This window comes from Vibrio sp. TAP-3B (assembly GCF_057784735.1).
Window position 1 is genome coordinate 1,030,738 of the sequence record NZ_CM173496.1, and the last position, 24,178, is coordinate 1,054,915.

Genomic DNA, 24,178 nt, shown 5'->3' on the forward strand with positions numbered 1-24,178 from the left:
ACCATACACACTATGTCTCTTAGTGTGTATGGTGTGTATGTTTTTTTATAACTCAATAGAACTGTTGGTTCTCACTTAACCCAATACCATTTCGCACTGTAATTCCGTTAAGGTTTAGCTGGGAGCGAGGTGGTTTTTGTACTTGTTTTAGGGGCATGTACGCGTGAACTGCACAATTCATGCTAGACACTAAACCCAGTGACTTTTCCATCTCTGAGTTAATTTAGGTAATGCTAATTTAGCCAATTGACTGACGATTTTGTTCAGTGCAGAGTTAGCAGGTTAATACTGACTCGTGTCATTGAATGGAGGTTAGTGTTTATACCTAAAGGTATTATTATCATCAATAATTTCAACTTTGACGGGTACTGTTCCATTCTTAACGTTGCCGATTTGTGCAAATGCCTTGTAAGAAAGGTCGATAACTCGGCCTTTTACATAGGGACCTTTATCGTTAATTTTCACATCGACAGACTTGTTATTGGCTGTATTTGTCACCCTCACGATAGTCCCAAATGGCAAGGTTTTATGAGCCGAAGTGTAGGCATTCATGTTATAGGTCTCACCACTTGCCGTAAGTTTTCCGTGAAACTGGCTGCCATACCAAGAGGCTTGACCAATCAGAATATGTGATTTGGCATAATCTTTGGTTTTTGAACCACCGGTTGCCGAGGTTGAGGTGCATCCAGCTAATATCATAACAACGAGAGCGGTAAAAATAATATTCACTTTTTGCCAGTGATTTGGGTAATTGATTCTCTTCATGTTCATCTGTTTTTGTAGTGGTTGACTCAGTTATATGAGCTAAGCATAGTAACTGCTCAGTCAAGGCTATCATTTGATATGATCTCTCAATATTTCCATGAACGACGCTTTTTTCGGTCATATTCATGAAAGGTTTTATTATTGAACACGTCAAATTCAATGATGCCTTAAGCACGTTATGTCAGGTTGTTGATTTTGCGATCATTCGATGCAGATACGCCACTTACCCGAAACCAAAACTCGTTTGTGTCCTGTGGCAACGGCGAGAGTAGACACGGTCGGTATTATTGATTTACAAAAGAGGTGCAAAACAGCTAAAGAAAAGCACCGAGAAGCTATACAATACACAAGTTGCGAGATCGCAGCATGGAATACTCACTCACAGAAAACCTCAAAGTAACCTCATATGTCTAAAGATTTTGATTTCACCACAGAATACACTCTCGATAAGCGCTTTTTTGAAGAGTGTTATGATCAAACTAGTCGTCCTGTTAAATTTCCCAAGGCCTATTTCAAAGCAATATTTTTTCTCATTTTTGGTGTGATTGTCGTTAAATTTGATCTATTACCTAACAGTTATCTTGGTTGGTTTTTTATTACTTTGAGTATTATTGAAGTGCTCAGTGTTTATTTTAAGAGAACTTGGTGGGTGTGGCGACAAACGTACAGTGCAGGGCCTAACAGCAAAGTGGTATTTCAAGTTGATTCTAACGGAGTCAGTTATAAAAGCGGTAAAAATACCCGTAACATCGCTTGGAGTGAAATTGACCAACTGCAACAAAGCGATTTAGGTTTTATTCTTCATATAGGTAAACAGCGCCAATATGTCAGTAAATCTTGCTTAAATGATGAGGCGATCGCGTTCATTGAAGAGCAGTATGCAGTATCAAAAATGAACTAACGCCAATATGTGAAAAATAGAGTCATAATACGAAGTTCGCATCAAGGTTTATGTTTAAAAGTTTGTTAATGGAACGATTCCGCCGCTTCTGAACATATTGGTTCAAAATACCCTCAAGCAATTGGTTTGAGGGTATTCTCTATGACTCATCTAAGTAGATGATTTTTCTTTTAACATCTTGCGCACCACATAATGCAGGATACCACCATGTTTGAAGTAGGTGGCTTCAGTGCTGGTGTCGATGCGCGATAACAGATTGCAGCTCGTATGCGTACCATCTGGATGGTTTATAAGCATGGTGTATGTCTGTCCGGGGTGAATTTCTCCTGATAGACCTTCGATGTTTATGGTTTCTGACCCAGAGAGCCCAAGGCTTAGGCGATCGGTACCTTGTGGAAACTGTAAAGGTATCACGCCCATACCGATCAGGTTGGAGCGGTGAATTCGCTCATAAGACTCGGCCACTACTGCCTTCACTCCTAACAATCGGGTCCCCTTTGCTGCCCAGTCTCGGCTTGATCCTGTTCCATACTCTTTCCCGGCTATCACAACCAACGGGGTGTTATTTTCTTGATACTTCATGGCGGCATCGTAAATCGTCATTTGCTCACCAGTGGGAATATACGTGGTGTGGCCGCCTTCTACATTCTGCAGCATTTCATTTCGGATCCGCACGTTGGCAAATGTTCCTCGCATCATGACTTCGTGGTTTCCTCGCCGAGATCCATAAGAATTGAAGTCTTGAGGTTTCACACCATAAGATTGTAAATATATGCCTGCTGGAGTGTCTGACTTAAATGACCCCGCTGGAGAGATATGATCGGTCGTAACCGAGTCACCCAGTAGCGCTAATATATTCGCATTTTTAATGTCTTCAATCGCGTCAGGTTGCTCTTGCATGCCGACGAAAAATGGTGGCTGTTGAATATAGGTCGATTTATCGGACCAAGTGTAGACTTTACTTTGCGGGACTTTGAGTGCTTTCCAGTTGTCATCACCTTCAAACACTTCACCGTATTCTTTATGAAACATTTCGGTTTTTACTTGCACCATGGCTTCATCAATTTCTTGCTGAGTTGGCCATAGATCCTTGAGATAGACGTTATCTCCATTAGCATCAATACATAAGGGATCTTTGGTTAGGTCAAGCCGCACATTGCCTGCAAGTGCATACGCCACCACCAATGGTGGCGAGGCCAGCCAGTTCGTTTTCACTAGTGGATGAACACGACCTTCAAAATTACGGTTCCCCGAAAGCACTGAAGCAACGGTAAGATCGTTATCCACAATGGCTTTTTCTACGACAGGCGGCAAAGGACCGGAGTTACCAATGCAAGTGGTGCAGCCATAACCCACCAGGTTAAACCCTAGTTGGTCTAAGTGTTCCTGAAGTCCCGTGATTTTTAGGTAATCGGTGACGACCTTGGATCCCGGAGCAAGAGAGGTCTTAACCCAAGGCTTGGTTTGCAATCCTTTTTCTATTGCTTTTTGGGCCATGAGTCCAGCGGCGATCATGACACTAGGATTTGACGTATTGGTACAGGAGGTGATGGCCGCAATGACCACCGAACCGGGAATCAGATGCGTTGTCACACTGTCAATATCCAAATTAGGGTTGGCGATCTGCTGAGTGTTACTGTTAGAATTATTCTGATCTTGGTTTGGTGTGATTTTCTTATCTTGTTTCTGTGTTTTCACTTCAGCTGTCGTCATCACAAGGTCGAATGCGGACTTAATATTCTTAAGCGAAACGCGGTCTTGGGGACGTTTAGGCCCAGCGACACTTGCTTCCACTTTATCCATATCAAGCTCGAGGCGATCCGTGTAGGTCGGTTCATGATTTGGCTCGCGCCACAACCCTTGAGCCTTGGAATAAGCCTCAACTAAGGCTATCTGAGAGGCTTCTCGGCCAGTCAGCTCCAGATATTTTAATGTTTGTTCATCGACCGGAAAGAAGCCACACGTAGCACCATATTCAGGTGCCATATTGGCAATAGTCGCTCGGTCAGCGACGGGCATATCTTTCAATCCGTCCCCATAGAACTCGACAAACTTACCAACAACCCCTTTTTTGCGTAACATCTCGGTCACGGTGAGCACGAGATCGGTCGCATTAATCCCCTCACGTAATTTGCCGGTAATTTTGAAGCCGACAACCTCGGGGATCAGCATCGACACTGGCTGGCCTAGCATGGCGGCTTCGGCTTCGATGCCGCCAACCCCCCAGCCTAGAATACCCAAGCCATTAATCATCGTCGTATGCGAATCGGTACCCACAAGCGTATCAGGATAGGCAAGAGTCTTGCCATCGTATTCTTGATACCAGACGGTCTTACCCAGATACTCGAGATTTACTTGGTGACAGATACCTGTTCCTGGGGGAACCACGCGGAAGTTATCAAAAGCTTGCTGCCCCCATCGTAAAAATTCATAACGCTCTTGGTTTCGTTGCATTTCAATGCTGACGTTATCTTTAAAGGCTGAAGTATCACCGAAATGGTCGACCATCACCGAGTGGTCAATCACTAAGTCTACGGGGGTTAAGGGGTTAATTAATGCTGGGTCTTGACCTGATAAACTTACCGCTTCCCGCATCGCTGCCAGATCGACTACGCTTGGAACGCCAGTAAAATCCTGCATGAGGACTCGAGCCGGTCGAAATGGGATCTCGGTATCAGAGCGGCGCGCTTTTAGCCACTCAGCCATGGCATTTATATGCGTTTTAGTGACAGCAAAAGAGTCTTCATTACGCAAAAGATTTTCTAACAGAACTTTCAGGCAGAAGGGGAGTTGGCTTAGATCTCCTAATGCGTTTTCCGCTTCAATAAGGCTGTAATAGTAATAGTGCCGATCGCCCAAGGTGAGGACCGATAATGTATTCAGACTGTCTTTACTCCATTGTCCACTTGGCATGGAATGCCTCCTTTTGCTGTACGTGATACGACTCTTTATGAAGCGTAGCCACCTTCGTTGATTGACCAACATATGTGCTAATCATTTAGTATGACAAACTTTAGGAAAAATGTCGGTCGCTCTATGTAAAAGCCGGAGCAACGCTGATGTCTCGTGGAAACGAAGTAGAGAGCATTGAACGAATCAAGCCGTTGACTATCGTAATCTTATGCCGAAGCCTTGTTACAAAACAACCAACGGAAAACAGCACAATAGAGGCCTACTTAGGCCTGCATTTTCAGGTTGAACTGGTATAGGTATAAATTGTCACTTTTATCTAAGGTGCAAAGTGAGCAAATATTTAACATTATCTAAACGTGAGAATGGCAAGTGGCTTACTGAGCAAGTTACAATGGGGTGGTTGAATCAAGAATGTTAAGGATTTCAGATGGTTTCGAAAGTGACAGGAATGTCGGTGCTGAGTTTGTTAGCAGCACCGTTTGCGATGGGAGAGACCGCCAGTGCGTATGATTTATGCCTGCTAGAAGCAATCAAACAGGGCAATGGTGAAGAAACGATCGCCCGTATTCGTAATCAGTGTGAACTGGAAGTCGTAACGAGTACTGCGCAAGTCGGCTCTGTTAATAATCAGTCTGAAGCTCCTCAGGAAAGCTTAGTAGACAAACGGTTGGAATCAGAAAAGCAAACCGCATTCGAACCTTTTAGTTTGGTTGCACATCGTATCAACTATATCCTTCCGGTGACTTATAGTGACCGAGTAAATAAACGTGCTTACACTGACACCAAGTACGGTGATAAACTGCGTAAGGAAGAGGCTGAGTTCCAAATTAGCTTCAAAGTGCCGATGAACTACGATGATTTGTTATTTGAGGGCGATGGTCTGTTCTTTGCTATGACACTCAAATCATTCTGGCAGGTGTACACGGGAGCAGCGTCGCGTCCGTTTCGAGAAACCAATTACCGGCCCGAGCTTTTCTATTATACCCCAACAGACTGGACTCCATTTAATGGTTCTACTTGGCTAGGCTTTGGCATTGAGCATGAATCTAATGGCCAGAGACAAGAGTTATCACGCAGTTGGAACCGTGTTTACGCCAACTTGACCTTTGCGAAAGACAATTTTGTGGCTTCCATTCAACCTTGGTGGCGTTTACCTGAGGATGAAAAAGCGTTTCCTAATGATCCCAAAGGAGACGACAACCCAGATATTGAAGATTATATGGGGCGCTTTGAGTTATCGAGTGCCTACAAATGGAATGGTTACGAAGTCACTTTTTTAGGTCGTGAGAACTTTAAAACGCATAAAGGCTATGCTGAGGTAGGCGTGCTGTTTCCGATTTGGGGAAAACTTCAAGGGTATGCGCAATATTCTACTGGGTACGGGAAGAGCTTAATTGACTATAACCATAATCAGCAACGTATCGGCATTGGGATTGCTATTAATGGTGTACTGTAATGTGCTGTGACAGGATATTATTTTTTTGTCCTAAATCTGCAACGCCGTGACAAACTATAAATTACAGAGAGAGTTACGCGTTATAACGCCAGATATATGTTTAGGATCAAAGTGTACGTAACGCATTGTAATCGAAAATAGCAGCGTGACTAAGAACGTTGAAATGAACCTTTTCTTTCCATCCGAAGGGTCTGTGCGACATTTTAATGCAACACCTCAAATTTATTGAGAAATCTACTTGCTCATTGACCAAATTGAGCTAAAAGTTAACTATAGTTTTTTATTGCTCATGCTTAAGATCATCGGTGATTGCTTTTAATTCTTAACCAATTGGTATGATTTTGAACAATATAAAACTTTAAAGAAGGCAAATCTTGTCATGGTGATAGCAAGGTTAGCCGTTGATGATTCACCGAAAAAATGAAGATTGAGAATATGAGTACAGGCATAGTTAAGTGGTTCAATGGCGATAAAGGGTTTGGTTTCATCACTCCGGACGATGGTAGTAAAGATTTATTCGTTCATCATTCGGAAATTAAAATGAGTGGTTATAAATCACTTAATGAAGGTCAGAAAGTAGAATTTGAAGTAGGGCAAGGGCAAAAAGGTCCGTGTGCAGTTGATGTTAAGCCTATTTAAATCACGCACTGATACGTAATTTTATCATCAAGCAGTCCCATAAAGTGTCTCTTTGGGTCTGCTTGTTATTATCTCTTACCGTTACATAGCTTAATTTTGAAATTGCAGTAAGAAGTTACTAAGCGCTTTTATCCCTCCTTTTTTGTATTAGAACCCATTCGAGTTAACGGTAAACGTCTATCTCTTTCTTACCTTTGATGACTTAGGGAGATGGAAAAGTCTGCTATTCACAGACCTTTCGTGATACTGAACTGGCTCATTTTACGTTAAATTACATATTCAAAGTTTAATTTACCAATAATCTAACGTGGGATGTTAGTGACTTATTAGGTGCGGTATTTGCTCAATGAGATAAAACGATAACGGTACGATTAAACTGAAAAGCGGAAGGCTGTACCTTCCGCTTTTTTAGGTTAATAATTGAGCTGTATAACCACTAACGCACTTGATGAAGAAAATATAAGTGTTTTTCGTACTGGTCTATAATGTCCGCTATTAATTGGTTTTTGCTGTAACCGCAGATATTATACTGTTGTGAACCTTCTTGAAGGTAAACCTCAATGTAGTATTGCGACTCAGTTTTTGTACCACTGCGCTCGCCAATAAAGGAAGGAGTCGACACTTCTCGGGCCCAGGCACCATAAAGGAAATCAATTTCATTTCCGTGTCCCACGACCAGCGCACAATGCGTATTATCGATCTCTACTTTGGTTTCTAGACCTTTATTACTAAACACTATCGCAACGTCTTTCATTGCTTCTGTAATGTCAGTGTGTAGAAAGTCCATGGCTTCTGTTTTTTGTGGCATTGCAATCAAGTTCTCGAGTTGTTGCTGCCAACCGACTTCTTGAATACGCGCTAAACTACTCGGTGTGGCTTGATTAAGGTGCTGCACACTGTCGCGCTTGAGCATTTCCAACCGCAGTGATTTAAACAAACCATAACCGACTAATAATAGTACGGGAGCAAATGGAAGTGCTGATGCCAAAGAGGCCGCTTGTAGCGCTGATAAGACATCTTGCCCACCCGCAATGATTAACGCGGCTGCTACTAAACCTTCCGATACTGACCAAAAAATACGCTGTTTGACAGGCGTTTCATCGCCATCTTTTGCTGTGAGCGTATCAATAACGAGTGAGCCAGAATCTGATGACGTCACAAAAAACGTAAAGATCAAGAGTGTAGCTAATACCGATGAGATGCTTGCGAACGGCATGGTATCTAAAAAGCGAAATAACGACGTTGGTGTATTCGCGAATACTTGGTCGACAAGTTCAGGCATCTCGCCAGATAAAATACCGTGCAAAGCCGTATTACCGAACACTGTCAGCCAAATTATCGTAACGCCGACGGGGACAAAGAGTACACCTAACACAAATTCTTTGATCGTGCGGCCACGAGAAATTCTCGCTACAAACATGCCAACAAAGGGTGACCACGCAATAAACCATGCCCAGTAGAAGAGTGTCCAACCACCAAGGAAAGACTGCGTATCTTCATTGCCTGTGTAAGCAAAGTTATTGAATGTCATGTCAACAATTGACGAAAGGTACGAACCAACATTTTGTGCTAACGACTGGAAGATAAATAAAGTTGGACCGACGACAGCAACAAATACCAAGAGCAACACAGCAAGGAGTAAGTTCCATTCTGATAAACGGCGAATCCCCTTATCTAAACCTAATATCACCGAGCAGGTTGCCATGCCCGTTACGACTGCTATTAAAATAAGTTGGGTCGTCGTGCCTATTGGAATATCAAAGAGGTAGTTTAATCCAGAGTTGATCTGTAAAACTCCGAGACCTAAAGAGGTCGCAATTCCGAACATAGTTCCGAACACGGCCAAAATATCGACCGCGTAGCCGATTGGGCCATAAATTCGATCCCCGATGAGAGGGTAAAGCGCAGAACTAATGCGCAAAGGTAAGTTGTGACGGAAACTAAAGTAAGCTAAAGCAAGTGCGACAATCGCATAAACGCCCCAGGCATGAACACCCCAATGGAAAAAGGTTTGTGTCATCGCTTCACGTGCTGCTTCTGCGGTACCACCAGCCCCTTGCGCAGGGGTAGCAAAGTGGAAAATAGGTTCGGCGACACCGTAAAATATTAGACCAATCCCCATGCCAGCAGAAAACAGCATCGCAAACCAAGAGAGGTTACTGTATTCGGGCTTACTATGGTCAGGGCCGAGTTTAATTTGACCGTATCGGCTGAATGCGAGCACAAGCGTGATGATGAGATAGACGCCCATTGCTAATAAGTAGAACCAGCCAAATGTATCGATAATCCAAGACTGTAGAGAGCCAAACCAAGAGCCTGCGAGCTCTGGCATAGTGATCGTAAACAGGACAAAAAGGACGATTAAGCCTGCAGAAGGGAAAAAGACGGGTGGGTTAATTCCAGCCAACTTGGGGGAATTTACTTCAATAGTGTTACTCATAATCAGATGATTTGATTAACCTCTTAGTTATTTAAAGAACGCCAATCTTGGTTTAGTAGAGGGCATAACGTAATGATGTAATGAGGAAACGTTATGCAGGGCAACGCCAAGAGAGGTAATGTTTTGGAGCGGATAGCATTTTGAAACAAGAGCTAATATTATGAAAACGATAAATGATGATATGAGTATTACGAAACATGATAGTAGATAAGTCACAAGTACGACTCTTAGATTTGGTTGTACTCAATACTTTTATAAAAGTTGTTGATAATAAAGGTTTTACTTCTGCTGCTGACGAGTTGCACTTGGCTCAATCTACGGTGAGCGCGCATATTAAACGTTTGGAAGAAACGGTAGAAGGTCGTGTTTTAGAAAAAGGCCAGCGAGTACCAACCCCCACATCAATCGGAACGAAAGTGTTGGCTCATGCGCGGCGACTGATCAACCAAAACACATTAGCTTGGCAGGATATTTCAGAGCAACGTATTGATGGCGTAGTTAGACTCGGGATTCCTGATGATTATTTGGTTTATATCCCGAAAGTGTTGGCTGAATTCGAAAGTCAGTTCCCCGATGTTGAGTTACAGGTTTATTGTGGGTTGAGCGTTGAGTTACTAGATAAAATGCAATCAAAAATGTTGGATCTAGCGGTGACCACACGACAGCCCAATAGCCCCGGTGGCGAGGTGTTGTGCCGTGAAAAGACGGTGTGGGCTGGCGCCCCCGGGTTCGACATGCATCAACGTTCTCCGTTACCACTTGCTGTTTCCACAGATGGTTTATGTATTTTTCGTCAGAGGGGAATAGAAGCTCTCAACAGTGCAAGCATTCCATGGCGAATTGCTTATACGAGTGCAAGTTTATCTGCGTTAACTTCTGCGGTTAAGGCGGGTTTAGCGGTGACAATATTAACCCCGTCAATGCTGGTTCCTGGGCTAGAAGTTTTGTCTGAAACGAAAGGGCTGCCAACTTTACCTATGACAGAGATCGCGTTACATCAACAAAATGACGTCGATTTAAATGAAGCGTCAAAAAAGTTAGCGGAAGAAATTAAGCGTCATATTCAAACGAGTGAGGCGTCTCGGGTTAAATTGCTCTAAAAGAGGGCTCTGTGACCTTTATGCAGTAATCAAATAGATAAAACCAATAAGGCCTTTAAGCGCATTAAAACCGGCGCTCTTGTACATCGATTTGTGATTAATATAGCACCTTTAAACGAAGTGCTATGAAATATTAGGTAATCCATTTATGTGGATCACCTAATTGTGTTATTGCTTAAACTCAACGGACTTCGCTGCAGTAAGCATTTAGACGTTGCTGGGTATATATTACTCTTAGACTTGAACTAAAATGGTAGCGAAGTAAGGAAACAAAGACGTTCAACAAAGTTGAGTAATATAAATAGCTTAATGAGAATTTATTTCATCAACGTCACAAGCCGTTACAAATATCCGTTAGGTATTATACTTTGTTGATGGTTAGTATTTAACCTAACAAGGAGGTTTGTATGAAACGATTTACGAACATACTTTTTGCTACACAAGGATTACCAGGCCATAGCGATGCGCTTGAACAATCCATTAGGATCGCGTCAAGTAATGGTGTGCCTGTCACGGGGCTGATTGCCTGCCCCAACTTCCCTGCAGATATGTTCCAATATCAGCAAAGCTATGAGCAGTCGCTGCAAGACTCCCTTAAACAAAGTATTCACGATTATAGACAGCAGTACAATATTTCCGAAGATGACGTACCATTTCCTCTTACGGTGCGAAGCAGTGAAAAGCCAGCGGTTTGTATCATCCAAGAAGCATTAGCGCACAATAAAGATCTCATTATTAAAGAAGCTGAGCCACTTAGTGACGGCGCGGAAGGGTTCAAAGCCATCGATATGACTTTGCTACGAAAATGTCCTTGTCCGGTTTGGTTGCATCGACCAATTGATAAGCCAAAGGACAAACGCCGTGTGGCGGTAGCCATAGATCCAGTTACAAACAGTGATGAACAGCATTTATTGGCCCTGCGCTTACTGGAGTTATCGCGCTCGATAGCAGATACCTGTGATAGCCGTTTACATGTGATCTCTTGCTGGGAGTATTACTTAGAAAATTATTTGCACGATAATGCCTGGATTCAAGTCGAAGAAGATCAATTAAAACAGGAGATAGATAAGGCGAAAGTAAATCATAAACAAGCGCTACAACAGCTATTAGAAGAGTCGGGGATTGCTGGTGAAATTGTTGTTCATCACCTACATGGAAAGCCAGATGAAAAAATCCCAGATTATGTGGAAAGTATTGAAGTTGATGTACTTGTCATGGGGACACTCGCGAGAACAGGCATATCTGGGTACGTAATTGGTAATACGGCTGAAAATATTCTGCAATCTATTAACTGTAGTTTGGTTGCTCTTAAACCTGATGGTTTCGTATCGCCAATTCAGCAATGAGTTATTGATGTATAACAAACCGAGGTTAAGTCGTTGTTTTTAATTAAGGGAGGGACTGAGTTTTAGAACATGGAATTATCAGCTTATCAATAAGTTATAAGAGGAGAGTGACATGAAAAAACTATGCCCGAAATGCCATACAGAAATGATAGAGCGTGCGAATGTTTATATTTGTCCGAGAAATGACATCGGTGATTGTAGCTACGATGCGTTTGAGTTTACCGATAACGATAATCCATACGTACTAAGCCAAGAACAGGTAAGTTGCGATTTACGTTCTTACACTATAGCGGATAGTAAGTAACCGTTTTTTGTCGTGGTGTCCCTTGAAGTAGCATTCAGTGACTGCTGTTTGCTACTTATCGAACGCTTTTGTTATGGTGTTAGAGACACGAAGACTAAAGCAGCAAAGTTGGTAGTTGTATCGTCCTTATAGCATAAGGCATGTTTCTAATAACTAAGAATGGGCTACGATGTTGAATAGCATAACAGGTAAAAAAAAACTGCCGAAAAATAATGATGATCAGTTTGTACTGCTGATTTTCCCTGTGCTGCCAATTCTAATCTTCTTCTATCTTTTCTACATTTATACACCAGCAGGCATAAGTTGGAATACGGAGTGGATCCCAGGGCTCGATATTAACTTAAGCTTCAGGCTTGATGGGCTTTCATTTCTTTTTGCTGGTTTAATCAGTGGGATTGGTGCGCTGGTTCAAATTTACGCTTTGGGTTATTTACGAGGGAGCGATAGTCGGTTTTCGTTCCATTTGTACCTCACCTTATTCATGCTTGCCATGTTGGGGATTGTAATAAGCGATAACATCCTATTGTTGTTTGTTTTTTGGGAACTCACAACCATCACCTCCTACTTACTGATTGGCTTTAATCACGAAAACAAAACTTCACGCAAAAACGCTTTACAGTCACTGATTGTAACTGGGGCTGGTGGTTTAGCGTTGCTAGCAGGCCTTATCTTGCTTGGAGCCATGGCAGGAAGCTATGAAATAAATACGATTATTAGTCAGGCAGAAGTTATCGCGCAGCATGAATGGTTTATGCCATCTTTAATGCTCATACTGCTTGGTGCATTTACTAAATCAGCTCAATTCCCCTTCCATTTTTGGCTGCCTAACGCCATGGCTGCGCCAACTCCGGTAAGTGCTTATTTACACTCCGCGACCATGGTCAAAGCTGGAGTTTACTTATTAGCGCGTTTATCACCGATTTATGCGCATAGTGATGTCTGGTTTTATGTTTTAGTGTTAACCGGAAGTATCACGGCCGTTTGGTGTACGTTTGTGGCGTTAAAGCAAACCGACTTAAAGCTGATGCTTGCTTACAGCACCAATGTTGCTTTGGGTAAATTAATTCTTTTGCTTGGTATAGGCACAGAGCTGGCCGTTAGTGCCGCATTAATGTTTATTCTGGCGCATTCTTTCTATAAAGCGGCGCTTTTTATGGTGGTGGGGAATATAGATAAGGCCACAGGGACCCGAGATATCAATCAGCTATACGGTCTGAAGTCGGTGCTAGTCATCAGCATGATCGCAGGCGTTTTCGCGGCTCTATCCAAAGCCGGGTTTCCGCCCTTATTGGGTTTTTTGAGCAAAGAGTACATGTACAAAGCCGCTTTAGGGATCAATAGTTGGATTGCCATGGTGCTTTTAGTGGTGAACATATTGATGGTCGCATTAACCATCATGCTGATCGCGAGGCCGTTCTTTGTAAGTCGAAATGGTGTAGCGCTTGAGACCAAACCCGTCGAGACGAAAAGAAGCATGTGGGTTTCACCGTTACTCTTGGCATTCGGCAGTTTGGTATTTCCATTAGTGGGTTTGAGCTGGTTCGATCACAATGTCGTCTTCCCTGGTGCATCTGACATTTTGCCTTCTGCCGATATTAAAGCGACATCTTTGTGGCATGGTGTGAATGTCCCCTTAATTTTGAGTGTCATTACGCTATTACTTGGATACGTGGTTTATCGTATTTATCCGAGCGTTTCTGCCTTTTTCCAACGATTAAATGGGCTCGTACCAAAAGCGGAGAATGTATTTGAACACATGCTAGAGAGCATGATGGCGCTGGCAAAATGGCAAACCGCATTTTTACAACAAAGGCATTTAAGTCGTTATGTATTGTTATTTTTTGTTGTTTTAGCCGCCGCTTTACTGAGTCAGGTAGCACTTGTCCCTCAGTCTTTATTTGAGCAGCTTTCTAATGTGGCATTTTATGAGATTGGCATCGCTTTATTGCTTGTGGCGGCTGCATTAGTGTGCACGTTGTCCTATTCAAGGTTGTTGGCGATTTTAGCTCTGGGGATGATTGGTTTTATGACCACGTTGGTCTTTATGATTTACAGCGCGCCAGATGTTGCGAAAACTTTGCTGTTAGTGGAGACGCTAATGGTGGTCTTTTTAGCGCTATTAATGCGCCATATGCCGCGCTTAACGACCGTGCCCCAACACTCGATAAAACGTAAAGTCGTGCATGTCTTTATCGCCAGTACCATTGGTGTTTCAGTCACGTTGCTATTGATGGGCGTCACGTCACAGCCGATGGACACGATAGTCGCTGATTTCTTCGTCCAAAATAGTGTTCCGGGTGGCCATGGACGTAATATCGTTAACGTTATTTTGGTTGATTTCCGAGCGTTTGATACATTGGGAGAGGTGGTGGTGGTGGTTATTGCAGGTATTGCGGCGGTGAGTTTATTAAAGACGCGAGCCCTAAAGCAAAACCGTATCCAATCGTTGGTTTTCGCGACTACCGCGCACATCGTAGCGGCACTGATGCTGGTGTTTTCTGTTTATTTATTGTTGCGAGGTCACAATGAGCCGGGAGGTGGTTTTATAGGTGCTTTGATCGCCGTTATCGGGTTGTCGCTTCTCATGTTTGCTGAATCACCTAAGTATGTTCGCTCTAGATTGCACTTCAAGCCATTTGTTATTGCGTTATTTGGTATCTCATTAAGCCTTTTCTCTGGAAGTTTGAGCTTTGCTTTTGATAAGCCGTTTTTAACGGGATTATGGTGGAAAGACGTTATACCGCTAGGCACACCGTTGGTATTTGACGTCGGTGTTTATCTTGCCGTTATCGGTGGGGTCATGGGCATGCTACTGCGTATCAATGAGGAACTCGACTGATGGAAATTGTGTGGAGTATTGTGGTTGGCGTGTTTGTGGCCGCTGGTATTTATTTAATGTTGGAAAGACATATTTTGCGCCTGCTGTTTGGGGTCATGTTATTAAGCAGTGCGGTTAATCTCGCAATTTTTACTGCCGGAAGGTTAACACCGGGCGCACCGCCACTTATTGGCGATAACGCCACGTTACCGCAAGAAGGTGTTGCCAACCCCTTGCCTCAAGCGCTGATTTTAACCGCTATCGTCATAGGTTTTGGGTTACTGATATTTACCTTAATGCTGTTTTATCGAGCTTATAAGGAAACGGGCACTGCAGACGTAGATGAGATGCAACACTCAGAGGAGGAACAATGACATTGATTTGGCTAACATTGCCCGTTGTTCTTTCATTGAGTACGGCGCTAGTGATCTTTTTTGTGCGTCGGTTTACGAAAGCTGTGGAATGGCTGAGTGGCGCCAGTGTCGTTCTGAGCCTAATCGTTGCCGGTTTGCTAACGGAAAGTGTGATAAAAAATGGGGTGCAAGCGGTCGCCTTTGGTCAGTGGAAAGCGCCGTTTGGTATTGTTTTTGTGGCTGATCTTTTTAGTGTCGCGATGGTAATGATTACGGCGGTGATCGGTGCGATCAGTATTTTTTACGCCATGGCCGATCTTCGTCAAAAGCGATCATACGGTACGTACCATGCGTTAATGCACGTCTTGCTCGCCGGAGTGTATGGGGCGTTTCTGACCGGTGATATTTTTAATCTGTATGTTTGGTTTGAAGTGATGCTCATCGCATCATTTGGTTTAATGGTGCTTGATGCCACCAAGGCTCAGGTTGATGGGGCAGTGAAGTATGTGATGCTGAACCTGATTTCGACGTTGGTTTTCTTACTTGCCATTGGCTTGCTTTACGGCGCGACCGGAACCTTGAACTTAGCCGATTTATACACCAAAATCGGACAGAGTGAGTCAAATACCAGCACTATGCTCGCTGCTCTGTTTTTATTCGCGTTTGCAATCAAAGCGGCACTGTTTCCGTTATTCGCTTGGTTGCCAGCGTCTTACCATACTTTGCCTAGTGGTGTCGTCGCGCTGTTTGCTGCACTTTTAACCAAAGTCGGGGTATACGCGTTGATCCGCGTATTCACGTTAGTTTTTCCTCTTGCTGAGAGTGGCTGGCAACCGACGTTAATCTGGGTGGCTGGTTTAACGATGTTAACCGGGGTTTTGGGCGCGGCTAGCCAGTTCGATATTAAGAAAATCCTCTCTTTTCATATCATCAGCCAGATTGGTTACATGATCATGGGACTTGCGATCTATACACCATTAGCCCTAGCAGGCGCCATTTTCTATATCGTTCATCATATTATTGTAAAAGCGAACTTGTTCTTAATTGGTGGTTTTATTGAGCGAAAATACGGCTCAAGTGATCTTGAACAACTCGGTGGCGTCTACAAAGCGATGCCCTGGTTAGCATTTTTGTTTCTGGTTCCGGCGTTTTCTCTGGCGGGTTTTCCCCTCTATCTGGTTTTTGGGGGAAGTTTTTGGTGATTAAATCGAGTTTACAGGCGGAATATTATTGGTTAGCAGGCACGGCGTTGCTGGTTGGGCTACTTACGGTGTTCTCAATGACAAAGATTTGGAGTGAGGCATTTTGGAAAAAACCAACTCACGTGAATACCGCGGAGGTGCTGCCGATGAAAGTGCATTGGATGTATTGCATTCCAATTGCCGTCTTAACCACCTTTACTTTGATCATTGGTTTAGTGGCAGATCCTTTTTATCAATTCGCGGTAGAAGCCGCTGAGCAACTATTGAACCCAAGAGAATACATCCAAGCAGTATTAGGAGGAAGTGTATGATCTATCTATTCCTCAACTTTTTTTTAGCACTGGCGTGGATGATGCTCAATGGTAGCTACTCTAGTCTGAGTTTTATCGTCGGTTTCACGGTGGGTTTTTTTGCTCTGCGATTAAGTCAACCCTTTGGGCTCAAAACCAGCTACTTTCGACGCTTTACATCAACGCTCAAACTCCTTGTGTATTTCGGGTATGAAATGCTCATCTCTGTTGCGCGAGTCGTATGGGATGTCGTTACTCCTACGCACCTCAGCGAGCCAGATATCGTGTATGTGCCTTTGGATGTGGATTCTGACCTTGAAATCACGCTACTTGCGAATATGGTTTCTTTGACTCCAGGAACATTAAGTTTGGATGTCACAGCAGATAAGAAGCATCTTATCGTTCATGCAATGTTTGCCCCTGAACATGACGATGTAATACGAGGAATTAAAGAGGGATTGGAGCATCGAATTTTGGAGGTAACTCGTGGATAGCTGGTTACAAATAAGTATTACGTTTGCTTATGCAGGGTTACTAATCAGTTTTGTGATGACCTTTGTTCGCCTAATTTTGGGCCCGACCTTGGCAGACCGAGTGGTCGCGCTGGATCTGATTTCATTTATTACAATCGGGTTTATTACTGTTTACACCTTAGACAGTGGTGAAGATGCGTTGTTGGATATCGCGATCACGTTAGGATTAGTTGCATTTCTTGGCACGATCGCTTTCGCAAGGTTAATCGTTAAACGGAAAGGAAAAACGTAATGGAAGCTTTGATAGGGGGATTTTTATGCTTAGGGACACTGCTTATTCTAAGCGCGAGTTTAGGCGTACTTCGGATGCCAGACTTATATACTCGCATGCATGCTTCAACTAAAGCAGGAACGGTAGGGCTGAGTTGTTTACTTATTGCGGTTGCCATTTCAATACCGGAAGTCAGTGTGATTTCCCGAGTGATTGGTACTATGTTATTCATCGTACTCACTGCGCCAGTAGCCTCGCATTTACTTGGTCGAGCAATGCGAGAGGTTGGTTATAAAATCTGGCGCAATGACTAGGGGCAACATGGAGTGTTGTTAGCCTCGGGTTGAAATAAACTCAAAACTGTACTGATATAACCGGAAGTAATTCACTGTATATTCAAAGGCACGGCCATCATCTAAATAACCAGTAGATTCTACTTTTAGAATCGGGGATGCTTCTGACTCATTAAGGTTTGAAGCGATCTCTGCATCCAGTAGGTAGGGTTTAACAGACTGACTGCTCTTCGCAATTTTCAATCCTTTGTCTTTTTCAATGTATTCGTATTTAGAGCCATTCATAATAGCAATGCTCAAGTCAGGAAATAACCCCGCTGGCATATGAGTGATTTCATAAATTTCAGGCTCATCGTTGATACATCTGAGTCTATGTATTTCATAAGTATCATCGTTAGGGGTGAGGTTGAGTTTCTTAGCAATCTGTTCCGTGGGTTTTTTAAGCTCAAATTTTATGACTTGAGAGCTTGGTACTTTTCCTTGTCGGCTGACCTCTTCAATAAAGCCAAGCAAATGCAATGCATCGTGCTGTGCTTTTAGATCATTGACATAAGTGCCACTACCCCGAGTTCGACTTATTAAGCCTTTATCTACAAGAATTTGTAAGCTTTTTCTTATAGTTACACGACTGACAGAGAACGCTTCTTGCAGCGCACTTTCTTTTGGGATCATCGATTTGGGCTCGAGCTCCCCATCTTTGATCTTCCTTTCTAATAATTCGGCAATTTCTATGTATTTAGGTTTCATAACACCTCACTAAATCTTGTTTCATGATAGCAAGAATGTGATCTGAGATGTAGTTAATACTTTTACTTCCTCCCCTTATGTGATTGCTCTCTCTAATTTCTAATTGGGCTCTTTATATGTATCACAAAAGTATTAATACTTAAGTTATACGTTAAACGAAGATATACCTTTGAGGTGACAAAATGAAACGCCAAAAATTAACCATAGTTGGTGCAGGCAGCACGTACACGCTCGGCATGATGAACAGCTTGATTGCTGAAAAGGAAAATTTCCCCCTTAAAAAAGTGGTGTTTTACGATATTGATGAAAAGCGTCAGGAGTCGAACGCGTTAGCAACGGAGATTCTGTTACGAGAGCAGTATCCAGAAATCGAAGAGTTTGTTTATACAACCGATAAGTCTATCGCCTTCGCCGATTCGGATTTCTTTTTTATTCAGATCCGTACTGGTGGTCTGGCCATGCGTGAACGTGATGAGCAAATTCCGTTATCCAACTCGTGTGTCGGGCAAGAAACCTGTGGTGCAGGTGGCATGGCATATGGACTGCGCTCTATCGGAGACATGATTACGTTGGTGAACGAGATTAGAACAACATGCCCAGAAGCATGGATTCTTAACTACACCAACCCAGCAGCGATTGTGGCTGAAGCTTTAAACCGCGAATTTCCGCATGATAAGCGAATCCTTAATATTTGCGATATGCCAGCTGCAATCATGGTCAGCTACGCGAAATTGTTAGGTTGTGAGATCTGGGATTTTGTTCCGGAATATTTTGGACTCAACCATTATGGGTGGTTCACTAAAATCCGTAACAAACAAGGTGAAGACCTAACCGATAAAATCAAGAACATCATTTTAAAAGAAGGTATCAGCGCGGTTGATGCAGAAATTGCTGATGATCCGTCTTGGCAAGCAACCTTTAAAAACATGCAAACCATGCTAGAGGACAATCCCGAATACTTACCGAATACTTATCTTCAGTATTACTTATATCCTGAAAAAATGACGGCGAAAGAGGACATTAATAATACTCGAGCAAGACAAGTGATTAATGGTCGAGAAAAACGCGTTTTTGAACTGAATTCCAGAATCATCGAGGCGGGAACCACAAAAAACGAAACATTACATGCAGACATCCATGGGCGCTATATGGTGAGAGTGGCGGCCTCGTTGGCTTATAACTTGAGTGATGTTTATCTTGTTATTGTGCCGAACCATGGTGCTATTTCAAACTTACAAGAGGATGCGATGGTAGAGGTACCCGCCGCATTGACCAGTGATGGGCCTAAAGCATTCGCGGTTGGAAAAATACCGACATTCCAAAAAGCAATGATAGAGAGTCAACTGGGGTACGAAAAGCTCGTGGTGGATGCCTGGTACGAAGGCAGTCAACAAAAGCTGATTAATGCACTGACGCTAAACCGTACAGTGATTAATGTTCCGAAAGCGAAAGAAATAACAAAACAATTATTAGAAGAAAATAAAGCCTACCTTCCTCAATTTTTTCAATAACAAATGGATTTAGGAGCCTTTGAATGGGCTCCTTTGCTGAAACAAGAGGTTTATATGAAAGACATTATTCAAAGGTTTGGGGCGGCAATGTTTGTCCCGGTGTTACTGTTTCCTGCTGCTGGTATGCTACTTGGTCTCTCTGTTGTTCTTTTAAATCAGGACGTGTTCCCATGGGCACAAGAGGGCAGTGCTTGGGTGAAAGTTTCGACCATTATTTTACAAGCATCTTTAGCTGTATTTAAAAATATGGCGCTTATTTTTGCCGTCGGCCTGCCAATTGCGTTAGCGAAAAAGGCATCCGGAAGAGCCGTTCTTGCAACGCTGGTTTCTTATATCACGTTCAACTATGTTATTGGCGGAATTCTTCAGTTTTGGGGAGCTGACCTAGGAGTGAATTATACTGCGGGAGAGCGTGGTCTAACGGAAGTCGGTGGTATTTTAACCCTCGACACAAACTTGTTAGGGGCTATTTTAATCGCCAGTCTCTCGGTTTGGGTTCATAACCGATTTTTTGATAAAAAACTGCCCGATTGGGCGGCGGTATTTGGTGGAACACCACTAGTGGTGATCGTTAGCTTTCCAATTATGATTGCCATGGCAATTCTGACTTGTTTGACTTGGCCTAATATTCAACATGGCATTTATAATCTACAAGAATTTTTGGTTTCCGCTGGATCGTTAGGGGTATGGTTATTTACGTTTTTAGAACGAATCATGATTCCGACTGGTTTGCATCATTTCGTATACGGCCCGGTTTTTTATGGTCCAGTGGCGGTTGACGGCGGAACCGTTGCATATTGGATTCAAAATATACAGACATTTGCTCAAAGCTCAGAGAGTCTAACCACTCAGTTCCCACAAGGTGGCCTGATGCTAACGGGCATGGGTAAAGTATTTGGCTGTACAGGCATCGCGTTAGCCCTTTACTCCGTAGCAAAAAAAGAAAATAAAAAAATGGTCATGGGGCTCGTTCTTGGCGCCGCAATTACAGCGATTCTCACGGGGATAACCGAGCCAATTGAGTTCACCTTCTTGTTCATTGCGCCAGCTTTATTTGCCTTACATGCGCTGTTATCAGCAACAATGGCAACAATCGCTTTTATGTTTGGTGTCTCCGGTAACTTTCAGACGGGCTTGATAGACTTTATTTTCCAAAACTGGTTGCCGCTGGCAGGTAATCATGCAGGAACATACGTCATTCAGATCGTTATCGGTTTGGCATTCACTGGCATTTACTTTGTGACCTTCCGTGCTCTGATTTTGAAATACAATATTCTTACCCCAGGAAGAGAGGGAGCCGATACCAAGCTGTATTCAAAAGCAGACTACAAGGAAGCGAAGTCGACGGATCAAAATGGTGTTGAACCGTCTCAAGCCAATGCATTTATAGAAGGCTTGGGTGGTAAAGAAAATATCGCGTTACTGACGAATTGTGCGACTCGTTTACGGGTCAAAGTAAAAGACACATCGCTGGTAAGGGATAATGCTTTCTTTACTCAACATGGAGCGGTGAACGTGGTGAGGAACCAAGAGAGTTTACAAATTATCGTCGGCTTAACCGTCCCTCAAGTTCGTGAAGATATGAGTCAACTGATAAAAGCTTAACCCCCTATTTATGCTCCTTTCTGTGTGACTCTAAGGTGAGGCAATAATAATGTCTCACCTTTTTTATACCGAATATCCTCACTCACTAGATATTCGTGCTGTGGGTTTATTGACCACTGTTTCATGGAATCACTTTCGCTTCATTACGCAGCTTATCCAGAAGTTCTGAGACAGACTCAACGTTGACTCCCCCTTTTCTCTGTGGTGGTGGCATGACCTCTTGGATGGTTTGGCTAAATACGACGTCAACCCCTAAGCTGTCAGGCGTTATTGTATCTAACGGCTTGTGTTTGGCTTTCATGATATTAGGCAGTGAGGCGAAGCGAGGTTCATTTAAGCGTAAGTCAGTACTGATCACGGCTGGCAAACTCATCGCCACCGTCATCAAGCCGCCATCCACTTCTCTTACTACCTGAACGTTTTGAGCTTTGAGCTTCACGTCCGAGGCAAATGTCGCTTGTGGCCAGTCGAGCAGGGCTGCCAACATCTGAGCAACTTGGTTGTTGTCGGTATCAATAGACTGCTTACCGGTAATGACTAATTGCGCTTGTTCTTTCTCCACCAGTGCTTTGAGCAGTTTTGCTACCACGAGTGGCTCTATTTTATCGTCGGTATCGATATGAATTGCACGATCGGCACCTAATGCAAGAGCGGTACGTAATTGTTCCTGACATTGACTACCGCCAGCACTTACCACGAGGACTTCATCCGCCACTCCTTGCTCTTTTAAACGCACGGCTTCTTCAACGGCTATTTCGCAAAATGGGTTGATCGTCATTTTGACGTTATTCGTTTCAACACCGCTGTTGTCGGCTTTAACCCGAATTTTAATGTAAGGGTCAATAACCCTTTTAATTGGCACCAGTATTTTCACGTTAGATTCCTTTTATATTGAAGGCTATGTGACGATATCTTTAAGGTGACTTTGCTTTTCCTCTGCTTCAACTTTAAATATATTGTTGTTCAACAAATGGGCAACATAGACAGTAAAAATGCCATGAGGCAAAGAAAATGCGTGGTGTTTGGCCTTCTGTTCACTGTAGCTGCACGACTGGCTGTTCGCTATTTTTGATCCAAACTTGTCTTTTCTCCATATGACTAACCGCACAATTACTGAGTTTTCCATCATGGGTCTGCGAATAGAACTCACTGATAACACCAATGTAAATAACTTGGGTAAGTCAGGAATTTTAGTATAATCCCGCGTAAGTAAGCCCAATTAGCATACAGCCTTAAGTGATTTTTTGATGCGTGTAATCCAAGGTCGATTGTGTTCGGATCTAACGCCCCAAGTCTCAAAGTCATTTGGGAACATAAATAATAAGCCTCTGATTAATCGATAGATGAGTCAGTTAAGGAAAGTAATGTTTTTTAATAAGTCGCTTCAACAAGAAAATCAACGATTAAAGCAAGAGTTATATAGTCTCCAGCAAATACAACGTAGCCTCGATGAGGACATGCTAAGGCTGACGCTTGATCATAAAGGCAATATCACATCGGTAAACTCAAATTTTCAGCAACAACTTTCGCTGTTAGATACGGCCATTTTATCAAAGCACATTACTGAATTAGTACCGGCAAAAGCAAACAATACCGACCACTTCCATCGGATGAAGAAAGCGGTACATGAGCAAACATTTTGGAATGGCGCATTGCAAATAACCAAAGGTGATGGTGAGGAAGCGTGGTTAAGGACTATTATCCAGCCCGTGTTGAATGTTCATGATCAGGTTGACAACTTTGTTGTGTTTGCCTCTGAGTTAACTCGTACTATTGCGACCTCGCGTGAACAGCAAGACATGCTCAATGCGCTGAGTCGCTCGATGGCGGTGATTGAATTCACCTTGGATGGCACAGTATTAAAAGCCAATGAAAACTTCCTCAGTACGATGGGATACACACATGAGCAAATTGTTGGTAAACACCATCGAATTTTTTGCGAGCAAGAAGAAGTCAACTCTCAAGCTTATGAAGAGTTTTGGCAAAGACTGGCAAAAGGACAGTTTGTATCAGAGCGATTTAAGCGAGTAGACCGTTATGGTGTAACGGTGTGGCTGGAGGCATCTTACAACCCTATTCATAATGATAGGGGAGAGCTTTACAAAGTGGCCAAGTTTGCTACTGATATCACGCAACAAGTGTTGCAAGAGCAGTCGATGGCACAAGCGGCCCAATTGGCCAATGAAGTGTCGAAAGAGACAGGGACGCAAACCCTGCAAGGACAGCAAGTCATCGGTTCCACGGTGGAGAAAATGCAAATGCTCTCAGAGCAGATGCAGCAAGCCAATACGGCAATCGATGAACTAAAAGTGCATTCATCAAGAATCAGTGAATTAGTAAACAGCATCAGTGGCATTGCTGACCAAACTAACTTGCTTGCGCTCAATGCCGCGATAGAAGCGGCGCGAGCCGGTGAGCACGGTAGAGGGTTTGCGGTGGTTGCTGATGAAGTACGACAACTTGCTACGAGAACCAACGCAACGACCGATGAAATCGTTTCTATGGTCGGCGAAAACTTACAGCGAACGAATAATGCCGTCGCGCTCATCTCCCAGTGCCAACAAGAAGCACTCGATACTCTCGAATTGTCAGAAAAAGCTGGCAATGTGATGAATGATATTCAGGATGGCGCAAGCCGTGTTGTTGAGGCGGTCGCGCAATTTAATCGTTCATTGTAATTGAGGCTATGCGTGCCGTAGCCAAGTTAAGCGGTTTGAGCAGGAGACTATTAAGCATCCGGTGCAGGTTTTA

The 24,178-nt window shown here is 43.3% G+C and carries 18 protein-coding genes and 3 pseudogenes; 16 read left to right on the plus strand and 5 right to left on the minus strand.

Features of this window, described 5'->3' with window-relative positions:
- Positions 1-312: 312 nt before the first annotated feature.
- Positions 313-765: a septal ring lytic transglycosylase RlpA family protein gene (locus AC3D28_RS19125; RefSeq protein ID WP_488536351.1), complete on the minus strand. Its 453-nt coding sequence runs from the start codon at positions 763-765 to the stop codon at positions 313-315.
- A gap of 406 nt (positions 766-1,171) precedes the next feature.
- Between AC3D28_RS19125 and AC3D28_RS19130 the strand changes: the two genes are divergently transcribed.
- Entirely contained in the window at positions 1,172-1,666 is a 495-nt protein-coding gene (locus AC3D28_RS19130) for a YcxB family protein (RefSeq protein WP_488536352.1), read from the plus strand.
- Between the two features lie 150 nt (positions 1,667-1,816).
- On the opposite strand, the gene acnA is transcribed toward AC3D28_RS19130, so the two are convergent.
- The gene (gene acnA / locus AC3D28_RS19135) at positions 1,817-4,579 is read right to left on the minus strand and encodes an aconitate hydratase AcnA (protein WP_488536353.1); all 2,763 of its coding nucleotides are present in this window, start codon (positions 4,577-4,579) and stop codon (positions 1,817-1,819) included.
- Between the two features lie 427 nt (positions 4,580-5,006).
- On the opposite strand from acnA, the gene AC3D28_RS19140 reads away from it, so the two are divergent.
- A complete protein-coding gene (locus tag AC3D28_RS19140) occupies positions 5,007-6,035 on the plus strand; it encodes a phospholipase A (protein ID WP_488536354.1) in 1,029 nt (342 codons plus the stop codon).
- A gap of 435 nt (positions 6,036-6,470) precedes the next feature.
- A complete protein-coding gene (locus AC3D28_RS19145; protein ID WP_098414496.1) occupies positions 6,471-6,674 on the plus strand; it encodes a cold-shock protein in 204 nt (67 codons plus the stop codon).
- Between the two features lie 436 nt (positions 6,675-7,110).
- Here AC3D28_RS19145 and AC3D28_RS19150 read toward each other — a convergent pair whose 3' ends face one another.
- On the minus strand, positions 7,111-9,114 hold the full coding sequence (locus tag AC3D28_RS19150; RefSeq protein ID WP_098413766.1) for a BCCT family transporter: 2,004 nt from the start codon (positions 9,112-9,114) through the stop codon (positions 7,111-7,113).
- A 197-nt stretch (positions 9,115-9,311) separates the two neighbouring features.
- Here AC3D28_RS19150 and AC3D28_RS19155 point away from each other — a divergent pair, with 197 nt between their 5' ends.
- The 9 genes and pseudogenes from AC3D28_RS19155 (at position 9,312) to mnhG (ending at position 17,585) form a co-directional block, all read left to right on the plus strand.
- Positions 9,312-10,214 carry a LysR substrate-binding domain-containing protein gene (locus AC3D28_RS19155; protein ID WP_488536355.1) on the plus strand — a complete coding sequence of 301 codons (903 nt, stop codon included), beginning with the start codon at positions 9,312-9,314 and terminating at the stop codon, positions 10,212-10,214.
- A 407-nt stretch (positions 10,215-10,621) separates the two neighbouring features.
- Positions 10,622-11,560 carry a universal stress protein gene (locus AC3D28_RS19160; RefSeq protein ID WP_098413768.1) on the plus strand — a complete coding sequence of 313 codons (939 nt, stop codon included), beginning with the start codon at positions 10,622-10,624 and terminating at the stop codon, positions 11,558-11,560.
- Between the two features lie 112 nt (positions 11,561-11,672).
- Positions 11,673-11,864: a hypothetical protein gene (locus AC3D28_RS19165; protein ID WP_488536356.1), complete on the plus strand. Its 192-nt coding sequence runs from the start codon at positions 11,673-11,675 to the stop codon at positions 11,862-11,864.
- Positions 11,865-12,033: 169 nt separating this feature from the next.
- Positions 12,034-14,703 (plus strand): hydrogen gas-evolving membrane-bound hydrogenase subunit E, encoded by a 2,670-nt coding sequence (gene mbhE, locus AC3D28_RS19170; protein WP_488536357.1) that lies wholly within the window; start codon positions 12,034-12,036, stop codon positions 14,701-14,703.
- Positions 14,703-15,056: a Na+/H+ antiporter subunit C gene (locus AC3D28_RS19175; protein ID WP_098413771.1), complete on the plus strand. Its 354-nt coding sequence runs from the start codon at positions 14,703-14,705 to the stop codon at positions 15,054-15,056. Before mbhE ends, AC3D28_RS19175 begins: the two co-directional genes overlap by 1 nt.
- Positions 15,053-16,548, plus strand: a pseudogene (locus tag AC3D28_RS19180) (proton-conducting transporter transmembrane domain-containing protein). Before AC3D28_RS19175 ends, AC3D28_RS19180 begins: the two are co-directional and overlap by 4 nt.
- Entirely contained in the window at positions 16,545-17,021 is a 477-nt protein-coding gene (locus AC3D28_RS19185; protein ID WP_098413773.1) for a Na+/H+ antiporter subunit E, read from the plus strand. The pseudogene AC3D28_RS19180 and the gene AC3D28_RS19185 overlap by 4 nt, the downstream one beginning before the upstream one ends.
- A complete protein-coding gene (locus AC3D28_RS19190; protein ID WP_098413774.1) occupies positions 17,014-17,292 on the plus strand; it encodes a cation:proton antiporter in 279 nt (92 codons plus the stop codon). The genes AC3D28_RS19185 and AC3D28_RS19190 overlap by 8 nt, the downstream gene beginning before the upstream one ends.
- The gene (gene mnhG / locus AC3D28_RS19195) at positions 17,292-17,585 is read left to right on the plus strand and encodes a monovalent cation/H(+) antiporter subunit G (protein WP_098413775.1); all 294 of its coding nucleotides are present in this window, start codon (positions 17,292-17,294) and stop codon (positions 17,583-17,585) included. Before AC3D28_RS19190 ends, mnhG begins: the two co-directional genes overlap by 1 nt.
- A gap of 18 nt (positions 17,586-17,603) precedes the next feature.
- On the opposite strand, the gene AC3D28_RS19200 is transcribed toward mnhG, so the two are convergent.
- Positions 17,604-18,311 (minus strand): GntR family transcriptional regulator, encoded by a 708-nt coding sequence (locus tag AC3D28_RS19200; RefSeq protein ID WP_488536358.1) that lies wholly within the window; start codon positions 18,309-18,311, stop codon positions 17,604-17,606.
- Between the two features lie 182 nt (positions 18,312-18,493).
- On the opposite strand from AC3D28_RS19200, the gene AC3D28_RS19205 reads away from it, so the two are divergent.
- On the plus strand, positions 18,494-19,822 hold the full coding sequence (locus AC3D28_RS19205) for a 6-phospho-alpha-glucosidase (RefSeq protein WP_098413777.1): 1,329 nt from the start codon (positions 18,494-18,496) through the stop codon (positions 19,820-19,822).
- Positions 19,823-19,876: 54 nt separating this feature from the next.
- Positions 19,877-21,427: an alpha-glucoside-specific PTS transporter subunit IIBC gene (locus AC3D28_RS19210; protein WP_488536359.1), complete on the plus strand. Its 1,551-nt coding sequence runs from the start codon at positions 19,877-19,879 to the stop codon at positions 21,425-21,427.
- Positions 21,428-21,548: 121 nt separating this feature from the next.
- Here the strand turns inward: AC3D28_RS19210 and AC3D28_RS19215 are convergent, their stop codons facing one another.
- Complete coding sequence (locus AC3D28_RS19215) at positions 21,549-22,301, minus strand: electron transfer flavoprotein subunit beta/FixA family protein (protein ID WP_488536360.1); 753 nt, start codon at positions 22,299-22,301, stop codon at positions 21,549-21,551.
- A 583-nt stretch (positions 22,302-22,884) separates the two neighbouring features.
- Between AC3D28_RS19215 and AC3D28_RS19220 the strand changes: the two are divergent.
- Together AC3D28_RS19220 and AC3D28_RS19225 are read left to right on the plus strand one after the other, a co-directional pair.
- Positions 22,885-23,568, plus strand: a pseudogene (locus AC3D28_RS19220) (PAS domain-containing protein); the annotation flags it as partial.
- A gap of 102 nt (positions 23,569-23,670) precedes the next feature.
- Positions 23,671-24,105 (plus strand): annotated as a pseudogene (locus AC3D28_RS19225) (methyl-accepting chemotaxis protein); the annotation flags it as partial.
- Positions 24,106-24,178: the final 73 nt, after the last annotated feature.

Coding starts and splice junctions, on each gene's coding strand:
- mbhE (WP_488536357.1), top strand. CDS start 12,034: ATGTTGAATAGCATAACAGGTAAAAAAAAACTGCCGAAAAATAATGAT.
- AC3D28_RS19175 (WP_098413771.1), top strand. CDS start 14,703: ATGGAAATTGTGTGGAGTATTGTGGTTGGCGTGTTTGTGGCCGCTGGT.
- AC3D28_RS19125 (WP_488536351.1), bottom strand. CDS start 765: ATGAAGAGAATCAATTACCCAAATCACTGGCAAAAAGTGAATATTATT.
- AC3D28_RS19165 (WP_488536356.1), top strand. CDS start 11,673: ATGAAAAAACTATGCCCGAAATGCCATACAGAAATGATAGAGCGTGCG.
- AC3D28_RS19200 (WP_488536358.1), bottom strand. CDS start 18,311: ATGAAACCTAAATACATAGAAATTGCCGAATTATTAGAAAGGAAGATC.
- AC3D28_RS19160 (WP_098413768.1), top strand. CDS start 10,622: ATGAAACGATTTACGAACATACTTTTTGCTACACAAGGATTACCAGGC.
- acnA (WP_488536353.1), bottom strand. CDS start 4,579: ATGCCAAGTGGACAATGGAGTAAAGACAGTCTGAATACATTATCGGTC.
- AC3D28_RS19130 (WP_488536352.1), top strand. CDS start 1,172: ATGTCTAAAGATTTTGATTTCACCACAGAATACACTCTCGATAAGCGC.
- AC3D28_RS19140 (WP_488536354.1), top strand. CDS start 5,007: ATGGTTTCGAAAGTGACAGGAATGTCGGTGCTGAGTTTGTTAGCAGCA.
- AC3D28_RS19155 (WP_488536355.1), top strand. CDS start 9,312: ATGATAGTAGATAAGTCACAAGTACGACTCTTAGATTTGGTTGTACTC.
- AC3D28_RS19145 (WP_098414496.1), top strand. CDS start 6,471: ATGAGTACAGGCATAGTTAAGTGGTTCAATGGCGATAAAGGGTTTGGT.
- mnhG (WP_098413775.1), top strand. CDS start 17,292: ATGGAAGCTTTGATAGGGGGATTTTTATGCTTAGGGACACTGCTTATT.
- AC3D28_RS19150 (WP_098413766.1), bottom strand. CDS start 9,114: ATGAGTAACACTATTGAAGTAAATTCCCCCAAGTTGGCTGGAATTAAC.
- AC3D28_RS19210 (WP_488536359.1), top strand. CDS start 19,877: ATGAAAGACATTATTCAAAGGTTTGGGGCGGCAATGTTTGTCCCGGTG.
- AC3D28_RS19185 (WP_098413773.1), top strand. CDS start 16,545: ATGATCTATCTATTCCTCAACTTTTTTTTAGCACTGGCGTGGATGATG.
- AC3D28_RS19205 (WP_098413777.1), top strand. CDS start 18,494: ATGAAACGCCAAAAATTAACCATAGTTGGTGCAGGCAGCACGTACACG.